Consider the following 10,150-nt stretch of genomic DNA (forward strand, 5'->3'; position numbering starts at 1 on the left):
GCTCAGCCGCAGGTGCGCGCCACACCAGACGTCTGCGCCCGATGCCGGATGCCGATGAGCGGATTCGAGGGCATGCTTTGTTCGGCCGCAGCGGCGGTCGATGTTCCGTTGCCGGGTACCGCGACCCGCGTCACCGGCTGGCTGTGTGTGGAGCATCCGGGCGCCTGGGGCCGGGACGTGCTCGGGGACGAAGTGCTCGGGCCGGAGATCACCGCCGAGCTGGCGGCTCGCACTGCGGCGGCGCACGTCCGGCCGACGCTGATCCGGCGCCCTGGTCGCAGCGAATTCACCGGTGCCCGAACGGTTCTGCTGGTCAGCTCGAGCCGGGCGGAGCCATGGTGTGAGCGTCTCGAGATCACCGACCTGACCCAGCTGCTCGACCTCGATCTGCAGCTGCTGAACGGTCCGCCGCCGGGAATCGGTGTGCCCGTGCGTGATCCGCTCGTCCTGGTGTGCGCACACGGCAAGCGCGACCAGTGCTGCGCGCTCTTGGGCCGCCCCATCGCCGCGGACCTGGCTACGAGATATCCGGGCCAGGTCTGGGAGTGCTCGCACACCGGCGGACACCGGTTCGCGCCCGCGCTGGTGCTCTTGCCCCAAGGTCTTACCTACGGTCGCCTCGACGCCGAGACGGCCGCGGAGGTGGTCGAGACAGCCCGTCGCGGTGCGGTCGCGATGACCGGCCTGCGCGGCCGCAGCTGCTACCGGCCGGTCGAGCAGGTCGCCGAAATCGCCGTGCGCGAACGGATTTCTGCCCGGGTGGACGAGCTCACCGTCGAGTCCGAGCCCGCCTCGGCCGAAGCGACCATCGCGGGCGCCGCGATCGTCACCCATCGCGACGGCCGTCGCTGGCGCGTCACCGTCCGCACCCAGGCTCTTGCTCCCCGGCAGGCCAGCTGCAATGCCGCCCCGAAAGCGGTCACGGCACTGATCGCGGACGACATCCACCCGCTTACTCCCTGACGGCACTGTGGATGCGGCTGTCGGCGTCCGCGTTGGGCGCCGCGGCCCGCACGGCGGGCATTCGCCGGGGTGCCCGCCGACCCCGCATTCCGAACACGCGGTGCGCCTTGCGCTGGCGACGCTGGAGGGGCGATCGGACTGGAGCCCAGCCGCGGCGACTGCGGCGTCGACGTGGGCAACGAAGGGTCTCGCGCCGCCTGGCCGAGGCCGCGCCGGCGCACTCGACGGCATGCCTGAGGTTCGCGGCGGTAGCTCGACGGAGGAGCTTCGACGGATCAGCACAGCCCCGGCGCGGGACGCCGCGGTGCTACGTCACCAGTGCGTGCCTGGTACCCAGCGGGCAGCACGCCGCAAGGCGGTCTCGGTGACGCGGCGAGCGGCGGACTGGGGCCGCCGTGCGGGGTGCGGGGCGGATTCGGCCTGCTGATCCTCGGGCTCGATCTCCTCGCCCTTGGCGGCGGGCGAATCGGGCAGCGCGCGGTAGTAGCGGTGCAGGATGCGGTCGCGGAGCTTCGGGGTGAGCAGGGCGCCGTATTCGGCGATGGTGCCCAGCGGCACGTCGATGCGCTTGGGGCGTTCGGTCAGCGCGCGCACGATGGTGGCGGCCGCCCACTCGGGAGACTCGGCCGGACCCTGGTCGCCGCTCGGAGCGATCATCGGCGTGCGTACCAGCGGCATGTGGATGGTGGTGAACGTGACACCGTCGGCCATCGTTTCGACCGCGGCCACCTCGGTGAACTTGTCCAGCGCAGCCTTGCTGGCCAGATACGCCGCGAACCGGGGCGTGGCCACCTGCACGCCCGCGCTGCTGATGTTGACGATGTGCCCGAACTTGCGTTCCTGCATCTGCGGCAGCAGGGCCAGCGTCAACCGCAGCGCGCCGAAGTAGTTGACCGCCATGGTGCGTTCGAAGTCATGCAGCCGGTCGGTGGAGCGGTGGATGGCGCGGCGGATGGAGCGTCCGGCGTTGTTCACCAGCATGTCGACGTGGCCGTGCTCGTTCAGCACGGTTTCGACCACCTGGTCGACGGAGTCGGAATCGGTCACGTCACAGGCGTATCCGTAGGCCGAGCCGCCCGCGGCCTTGATCTCGTCGACCACGGCGGTGAGTTCGTCGCCGCGTCGAGCGAGCAGGAACACCGTCGCACCCTTGCCCGCGACGGCCAAGGCCGCCGCCCGTCCGATGCCGGACGACGCGCCGGTGATGAGGACATGCCGTCCGGTGAGATCGCGGTTGCGGCGCCGGTGCCGGACCTGCGTGTGCAGGTCGGCGGTCTCTGCGTCGGTCATGCACTGCTCCTTTGCAGGTCGGGACCGACATCAACTTACTCCGAAGTAAGTTAACTGCCAAGTGATCCCGGTCACGTTCGACATCGGCTGCGGCCGGTCCGATCGTCCCGCCCGGAATCCAACGCGCACGAGGGATTCGGGTGTGCGAAACGGTTCGAACAACGCTCGAAACGTTCGAACATATGTGCGATACTCGGCGCATGTCGGACGATCGGATGGCGGAGGTGTTCGCCGCGGTGCGGCTCGGTGGCGTCGACCCGGGGGCGGGGCGGCGGGCGTTGGAAAAACTCTGGAACGAACTCGGTGACCACGCGGAGGCGTTGCATCGCTGCGTGATCGCCCATCATCTCGCCGACCTCCAAGAGGAGGCCGCCGAGGCGCTGTACTGGGATCAGCGCGCGCTGGCCGCGGTGTTCGCGCCCGGCGTGGTGCTCGACGAAGGCTTGCGCGGCTTCCTTCCGTCGCTGTATCTGAATCTGGCCGACAGTCATCGCCGGGTCGGCGAGTTCGACGTGGCCAGGATGCAGCTGGCCATCGCTCGCGGGCATCTCGACGTCCTCGCCTCCGATGCCTACGGCGCGCTCATCCGGGGCCGTCTGCGCCGGATCGAAGGCGCTATGGCCGCTGGTTCCGTCGAACGCCTGCCAAGTCTCTGACCTGCCTGTACATCCCCTTCGCTCGAATGTATGTTCGAGAAAAGGAGGTGATTTCGTGGGCTGGGGCAACGGTCCGCCGAGCTGGGCGGAGATGGAACGGGTGCTGTCCGGACGGTTGAAGCCGGACGCGGTGCACCCGGGCGACGGCGGCGACAGCCCGGCGTGGTCGCGCAAGCGCGCGGAGTACCGGCCCGAGCCGGTGCGGCGCGCCGACGGACCGTCGGTGCCGTACGCGGAGCTGCACGCGCATTCGGCCTACAGCTTCCTGGACGGGGCGAGCCATCCGGAGGAGCTGGTGGAGGAGGCGGTGCGGCTCGGCCTGGAGGCGATCGCGCTCACCGACCACGACGGCTTCTACGGCACCGTCCGCTTCGCCGAGGCCGCCAAGGAATGGGGAATGCCCACGGTCTTCGGTGCCGAACTGTCGCTCGGTGCGCCGGCCGAACCGCGCGTTCCCGACGCCGAACGCGGGCACGCCGCCGCCCCTGATTCGGCGCCGCGCACGGGTGCGGCGGATCCGGCCGGATCGCACTTGCTGGTACTGGCCCGTGGTCAGGAGGGCTACCGCAGGCTCTCCCGGGAGATCGCCGCCGCGCACCTGGCCGCGGGGGAGAAGGGCATCCTGCGCTACGACTTGGACACGCTCATGGCTGCTTCGGATGGGCACTGGCACATCTTGACCGGCTGCCGAAAAGGACACCTCCGCCAAGCGCTCGAGCTCGACTTGCGCATGGGCAACACTCGCCTCGAGCACGCGGAAGCCGCGCTGCGTGAGTTGACCGACCGCTTCGGCGCCGACCGGGTGAGTGTGGAACTCACCCACCACGGCATCCCCGAGGACGACGAGCGCAACACCCACCTCGTCGCCCTCGCCGAGCGTCTGGGCCTACCCGTGCTCGCCACCACGGGCGCGCATTTCGCCGCGCCGAGCCAGCGCCGCCGCGCCATGGCGCTCGCGGCGATCCGGGCCAGGCAGAGCCTGGACGAGATCGCCGGCTGGCTGGCTCCCGCGGGCGGCGCGCACCTGCGATCCGGGGCGGAGATGGCGCGATTGTTCGCCGACTGTCCGCAGGCGGTGGCGAACGCGGCGGCACTGGCTCGGGAATGCGCTTTCGACCTGAAGCTGATCGCCCCGAAACTGCCGCCGTTCGACGTGCCCGCAGGCCACGACGAGCAGTCCTGGCTGCGCGAACTCACCATGACCGGCGCCGCGGAACGGTATGGAAATCCGCAGCGGAGCCCACAGGCGTATGAGCAGATCGAGCATGAACTCGCGGTGATCAACGCCTTGCGGTTCCCCGGCTACTTCCTGGTGGTGCACGACATCGTCAGCTTCTGCAAGGACAACGGCATCCTCTGCCAGGGGCGCGGTTCGGCGGCCAACTCCGCGGTCTGCTACGCGATCGGTATCACCAATGTCGACCCGGTGCGCAACCAGCTGCTGTTCGAGCGGTTTCTCTCCCCGGAGCGCGACGGCCCGCCGGATATCGATGTCGACATCGAATCCGACCGCCGCGAGGAGGCGATCCAGCACGTCTACCGCAAGTACGGCCGCGAGTACGCCGCACAGGTGGCCAACGTGATCACCTATCGCGGCAAGTCCGCGGTGCGCGATGCCGCACGGGCACTGGGATTTTCACCGGGCCAGCAGGACGCGTGGAGCAAGCAGGTGAGCCGCTGGACCGGCGTCGGCGCCGAGACGAACACCGACATCCCCGCCGAAGTGCTGGAGCTGGCCGCCGATATCGAGGGGCTGCCGCGGCATCTCGGCATCCATTCCGGCGGCATGGTGATCTGCGACCGGCCGATCGCCGACGTCTGCCCGGTGGAGTGGGCGCGCATGCCCGGCCGCAGCGTCTTGCAGTGGGACAAGGACGATTGCGCCGCCATCGACCTGGTGAAGTTCGACCTGCTCGGCCTCGGCATGCTCTCCGCGCTGCACTACATGATCGACCTGGTGCGCGAATACAAAGGCGAGACCGTCCAGTTGCACGAACTCGATCTGGGCGAGCCCGAGGTCTACGAGATGCTGTCGCGCGCGGATTCGGTGGGAGTCTTCCAGGTCGAGTCGCGGGCGCAGATGGCCACGCTGCCCCGGCTTAGACCGCGCAGCTTCTATGACCTCGTGGTCGAGGTGGCGCTGATCCGTCCCGGTCCCATCCAGGGCGGCTCGGTGCATCCCTACATCCGCAGGCGCAACGGGGCCGAGGACGTCGTCTACGACCATCCGGCACTGCAGAATGCGCTGGAACGCACGCTCGGTGTGCCGCTGTTCCAGGAGCAGCTCATGCAGATGGCCGTCGACGTCGCCGGATTCACCGCCGTCGAGGCCGATCAACTGCGCCGCGCGATGGGTTCCAAACGCTCACCGGAACGCATGGAGCGGCTCAGGGAACGGCTCTACCGGGGCATGCGCGAGCGGCACGGCATCACCGGCGAGATCGCCGACCGGATCTACGAGAAGCTCTACGCGTTCGCGAATTTCGGCTTCCCGGAAAGTCATTCGCAGAGTTTCGCTTCGATCGTGTTCTACTCGGCCTGGTTCAAGCTGCACCATCCCGCCGCGTTCTCGGCAGGCTTGCTGCGCGCCCAGCCGATGGGGTTCTACTCCCCGCAGTCACTGGTCGCCGACGCGCGCAGGCACGGCGTCGCGGTGCACGGTCCCGACGTCAACGCCAGCCGGGCCGAGCCCACCCTGGAGGCGAAGGGCACCGAGGTGCGCCTCGGCCTGGCCGCGGTCCGCCAGATCGGCGACGATCTCGCCGAACGCATCGTCGCCGTCAGGGGCGAGCGGCCCTACACCTCTTTCCTCGATCTGACCGGACGGGTGGAACTCACTGTCGCCCAAGCGGAATCGCTTGCCACCGCGGGTGCGCTCGGCAGCCTGGGTGTCACCCGCCGCGAAGCATTGTGGGCGGCGGGCGCCGCCGCGGGCGAGCGCCCGGACCGTCTGCCCGGGACCGGCGCGGCCACCACTGCGCCCGCCCTACCGGGGATGAGCGACCTGGAAATGGCCGCCGCCGACGTGTGGGCCACGGGCGTCTCGCCGGGCAGCTATCCGACCCAGTTCCTGCGCCCGCGGCTGGAGGCCCTCGGCGTCATCCCGGCTTCCGGTCTGCTCGACGTGCCCGACGGCTCGCGCGTTCTGGTGGGCGGCGCGGTGACGCACCGGCAGCGTCCCGCCACCGCGGAGGGCGTCACGTTCCTCAATCTGGAGGACGAAACCGGCATGGTGAACATCGTCTGCTCGGTAGGTCTGTGGAGTCGTTACCGCCGCCTCGCCCAAGGCGCGACGGCTCTGCTCATCCGGGGCAGGGTGCAGAATGCCGATGGCGCGGTGAGCATCGTCGCCGAACACCTGCAACGCCTGGATCTGCGGATGGGCTCCAAGTCGCGCGACTTCCGTTGAGCGCGTGGCCCGAACGGCTACTGTGCCAGCCATGAGGAAGCTTGCTGTGCTGTGTGTCGGCGTGCTGGGGTTGACATTGCTCGCCGGCTGCGGTGACGACGACGCGGCACCCGGTCTGGACCAATCGTCATCGATAGCCACCGGTCCCGCCCCTGCTGTGGTGCCTCCCGGGTTCCGCGAGCAGGCGCCGCCGAAGCGGGACAACTCGGGCGGCGAACCGATGACCCTGCGCAAAGAAGTCGTCACCGGCGGTGTCGAGATCACCGCCGACGCACCGGTCGCCGCGGCGGGCGCGATCATCGATCGGGTGCGCGAGGCGGGCGGACGGGTCGACAGCCGCACCGAGCAGCCCGGCACCGACGACTCCGAGCCGAGCGCCACGCTCGTCGTCCGGCTGCCCGCGGACAAGACCGACGCGTTCATCGCGGGACTCGGCGGCGTCGGCCAGGTCACCCGGGTCAGCACCAACCGCGACGACGTCACCATGCAGTGGGAGGACCTGGACGCCAGGATCAAGGCGTTGCAGGCATCGGTCGACCGGCTGCGCGCGCTCATCGCGGGCGCCACCACCACCTCCGACCTGATCGCCGCCGAGCAGGCGCTCTCCAGCCGCCAGGGCGAGTTGGACAGTCTCACCGCGCAGAAGCGGCGGCTGGACGACCAGGTCGCCTTGTCCACCTTGACCATCGACATCACCACCGACGAAAAGAAGTCCGACGACGACCCCGACAGCTTCTGGGACGGCATCGTCGCAGGCTGGAACTCGCTGGTGGACTGGTTGCGGGACGCGGTTGTATTCAGCGGCAAGGCGATTCCGTGGCTCGGCTTCCTCGCGGTGCTGGCCGCCCTGCTGTGGGCCGTCGTGCGGCTGGTGCGGCGCGGGAAGAGTGCGCCGGGTGAGGAAGAATCGGCACCGGACTCGACCAGCGCCGCCCCTTCGGAAGGAGCGGAAACCAGCCCAGGGGAGCAGGGTGCCGACAGTAGTAAAGGCGACGATCAAGCCGAACAGTCGTAAAGGCCCCCTGGTGGAAACCCTCGACGACGGCAGCCTGCAACTGTACGTGCGGGCCCCTGCCGTCGAGGGCAAAGCCAACAAAGCGGCCATCGAACTCCTCGCCGTGCACTATGGGGTGCCCAAGTCCGCCGTCCGCCTCGCGGCAGGGGCCACCTCGCGTTTCAAACGTTTCGAAATCGACATCTGAAGCCGCGAACCGTTCCATAGCTCGATCTGCTCCGCGATCTCCTCGGGGAGTCGCTCTAGTTCCTCCCAGGTCATGGACTCCGGGAGGTCCGGCCGCTCGGCGCGTGGAACGGACATGCCGCCATGGTAGTTGCGCGGTCCGCGGCTCACACCGCTCCCGGGAATCCGAGTTGGCGCCAAGCCTCATACACCGTGACCGCCGCCGCGTTGGAGAGATTCATCGAGCGGCGGCCGGGGAGCATCGGGATGCGCAGCCGGTCGGTGATGTGCGGGTCCGCCAGCACCTCCTCCGGCAGGCCGGTGGGTTCGGTTCCGAACAGCAACACGTCGTTCTCGCGGTACGCCACGTCGGTGAACCGGGTGGTGGCCTGCGTGGTGAACGCGTAGACCCGCTGCGGACGCAACGCCTCCCACGCCGCCGCCAGATTCGCGTGCACCGTCACCGACGCCAGATCGTGGTAGTCCAACCCGGCCCTGCGCAACTTCGGCTCGGACAAATCGAACCCCAACGGCTCGATCAGATGCAGATGACACCCCGTCCCCGCGGCCAACCGGATCGCGTTACCGGTATTCGGCGGAATGCACGGCTCATGGAACATCAGATGGAACACGGGTGTCAGTCAATCAGGACCTGCTCCGGTCCCACCGCCGGGCTGCCCCATCGGCTACTCCCGGTCGATGCGAACCCCGGTCAGGTTTCCGCCGTCCATTTGTCTCACCTTCTGCTGTATCGTGGCGTCGCCGACGGTGCCGGTTCTGGTCTCCATACCGGTGACGTCGCCGGCCGTGAAAGTATCGATGACCTGACTGACCTTCGTGCCGGTGGGTTCTCGATTCTCGCCGGCGAAAGTAAGGCGCTGCCCGTAAACCTCTTCCAGTACTGCCCGCAGTTCTCCCGCGGATTGCTCGGTCTGCGCTTCCACGTCTTCCGTCGATATCCATTCCTGGGCGACTTGCGCAATCTCAGCGGCGAGCTTTGCAATCCGCTTGTGCCGCGATTCCAGGATGTCCGGGTCTGCGGTGAGCGCTCTTGGACGTGCATCAAGTGGTGCGGCTTCCGGCACGGGTACCTGGATGGGCGTTGTGCTGGCTTCGTCTGCTCCGATGCCGTTGCGCCTTCGCAACAACTCCGACGCTTGCTCGTACAGGAATCGAATAGACTCCGTAAAAGCGGCTCCGAGTATAGCGACCGTTATCGGGTCAACCATTATTTCACTCCTCATCCAGGTTATTTCTGATCAGCCGACGCAGTACCGGCTTGAGACGACTGCGATCGAATCCGGGAGACGCTGATACTTGTCGAACGAGCTGCTGAACCACAGCAACTGATGCTCCGCCCGCGCCGTTCAAGAATGCGCGCCAGTGGATATTCGCCAGGGTGATTCTTCGTTGGTCGAGCCGTTCGTGGTCGGCCGGTGTGGCATCGAGCGCCCGCTGCGCAGAAGCCATCGCCTCCTCCAGATCGGCCAGCGCCGTGCTCGCTCCCCGCTCCGCGCGCTGCGCGAGCCGCTCGGCGAGAACCATGTCGCTCTGGGCTCGCGTGTCGCGATCCAGATCGGTACATCCGAGCAGACGCCGCTGCACATCGATCAACCGTCCGAGGTCCTCGCCTGCCGCTTCCAGCTCCTCGTCTTCGACGGCATCGATTCGCGCTATCAGAGAATTGGCCAGGCTGATCAGTCGGCTGCTGTAGCTCTCGTCCTCCGGCGGCGTGGCGTCGACCCCGCGCTGTGCGGCGGCGACCGCCTCGTCGAAGTCCGCCAACGCGGTACTTCCGCCGCGCTCGGCGCGCTGCCGCAGTCGCCGAGCGAGAGCGATGTCGGCTTGGGCTCGGGTGGCTCGATTCAGATCGGAGCAGGCCAGCAGTCGCCGTTGCACATCGATCAGTCGACCGAGCGGCTCCTCGACATCGGCGGTCGTGTTGAGGTCCACGTGCGCTATCAGGGCGTTGGCGAGGCTGATCAGTCGGCTGCTGTAGCTCTCGTGGTCGTGGGGTGTAGCGTCGACTGCTCGCTGTGCGGCGGCGACCGCCTCGTCGAAATCCGCTGATGCGCTGGTTCCACCCCGCTCCGCGCGCTGCCGAAGCTGCGCGGCGAGAACCATGTCGGCCTGGGCTCGCGTTTGCTGCGACAGGTCGGGACATGCGAGCAGACGCCGCTGCACGTCGATCAATCGCTCGAGCCCCTCGGCGGCTGTTTCCTCGTCATCTATTCCGGCATTGATGCGAGCCATCAGGGCGTTCGTCAGCACGATCAGTCGGCTGCTGTATCTCTCGTGATCAGGCGGCGTGGCGTCGACCGCGCGTTGCGCGGCGGCGACCGCCTCGGCCATATCGGCCGACGCCGAGACACTGTCGTCGGCGCTGCGTGCCCGCCGCCGAAGCTGCTCGGCCAGAGCGATGTCGGCTTGCGCTCGGGTGTCTCGGTCGAGATCGGGACATGCGAGCAGCCGCCGTTGAATGTCGATCAGTTGTCCGAGCAGCTCCCCGGGATCGCCGGTCGCATCGATCTGCGCCATCAGGATGTTGGCGAGGCCCATCAGTCGGCTGCTGTAGCTCTCGTCCTCCGGTGGTGTGGCGTCGACCGCGTGTTGCGCGGCGGCGACCGCCTCGGCCATATCGGCCGACGCCGA

Annotated in this window: 9 protein-coding genes; 5 read left to right on the top strand and 4 right to left on the bottom strand. The window is 68.3% G+C overall.

Annotated elements, in window-relative coordinates; translation table 11 throughout:
- The first annotated feature begins 54 nt into the window (after window positions 1-54).
- On the top strand, window positions 55-963 hold the full coding sequence (locus tag NA4_RS33230; RefSeq protein WP_067479244.1) for a ferredoxin family protein: 909 nt from the start codon (window positions 55-57) through the stop codon (window positions 961-963).
- A gap of 312 nt (window positions 964-1,275) precedes the next feature.
- Here the strand turns inward: NA4_RS33230 and NA4_RS33235 are convergent, their stop codons facing one another.
- Complete coding sequence (locus NA4_RS33235; protein WP_067479246.1) at window positions 1,276-2,253, bottom strand: SDR family NAD(P)-dependent oxidoreductase; 978 nt, start codon at window positions 2,251-2,253, stop codon at window positions 1,276-1,278.
- Between the two features lie 200 nt (window positions 2,254-2,453).
- On the opposite strand from NA4_RS33235, the gene NA4_RS33240 reads away from it, so the two are divergent.
- From NA4_RS33240 to NA4_RS33255, 4 genes are read left to right on the top strand one after another with little or no spacing between them, the layout of a single operon-like run.
- Window positions 2,454-2,909: a hypothetical protein gene (locus NA4_RS33240; RefSeq protein ID WP_084497686.1), complete on the top strand. Its 456-nt coding sequence runs from the start codon at window positions 2,454-2,456 to the stop codon at window positions 2,907-2,909.
- A 55-nt stretch (window positions 2,910-2,964) separates the two neighbouring features.
- Window positions 2,965-6,318: an error-prone DNA polymerase gene (locus NA4_RS33245; protein ID WP_067479250.1), complete on the top strand. Its 3,354-nt coding sequence runs from the start codon at window positions 2,965-2,967 to the stop codon at window positions 6,316-6,318.
- 31 nt (window positions 6,319-6,349) lie between these two features.
- Window positions 6,350-7,333 (top strand): DUF4349 domain-containing protein, encoded by a 984-nt coding sequence (locus tag NA4_RS33250; protein ID WP_084497687.1) that lies wholly within the window; start codon window positions 6,350-6,352, stop codon window positions 7,331-7,333.
- A complete protein-coding gene (locus NA4_RS33255; protein WP_067479254.1) occupies window positions 7,290-7,520 on the top strand; it encodes a DUF167 domain-containing protein in 231 nt (76 codons plus the stop codon). Before NA4_RS33250 ends, NA4_RS33255 begins: the two co-directional genes overlap by 44 nt.
- A gap of 145 nt (window positions 7,521-7,665) precedes the next feature.
- Here the strand turns inward: NA4_RS33255 and NA4_RS33260 are convergent, their stop codons facing one another.
- The 3 genes from NA4_RS33260 to NA4_RS41715 form a co-directional block, all read right to left on the bottom strand.
- Entirely contained in the window at window positions 7,666-8,130 is a 465-nt protein-coding gene (locus NA4_RS33260) for a tRNA (cytidine(34)-2'-O)-methyltransferase (protein WP_067479255.1), read from the bottom strand.
- A 54-nt stretch (window positions 8,131-8,184) separates the two neighbouring features.
- On the bottom strand, window positions 8,185-8,727 hold the full coding sequence (locus NA4_RS33265; protein ID WP_157129448.1) for a hypothetical protein: 543 nt from the start codon (window positions 8,725-8,727) through the stop codon (window positions 8,185-8,187).
- 4 nt (window positions 8,728-8,731) lie between these two features.
- The coding region (locus tag NA4_RS41715; RefSeq protein ID WP_169811164.1) for a hypothetical protein at window positions 8,732-10,150 on the bottom strand (1,419 nt) is incomplete at its 5' end.

The organism is Nocardia amamiensis NBRC 102102 (genome assembly GCF_001612745.1).
Taxonomy (GTDB): Bacteria; Actinomycetota; Actinomycetes; order Mycobacteriales; family Mycobacteriaceae; genus Nocardia; species Nocardia amamiensis.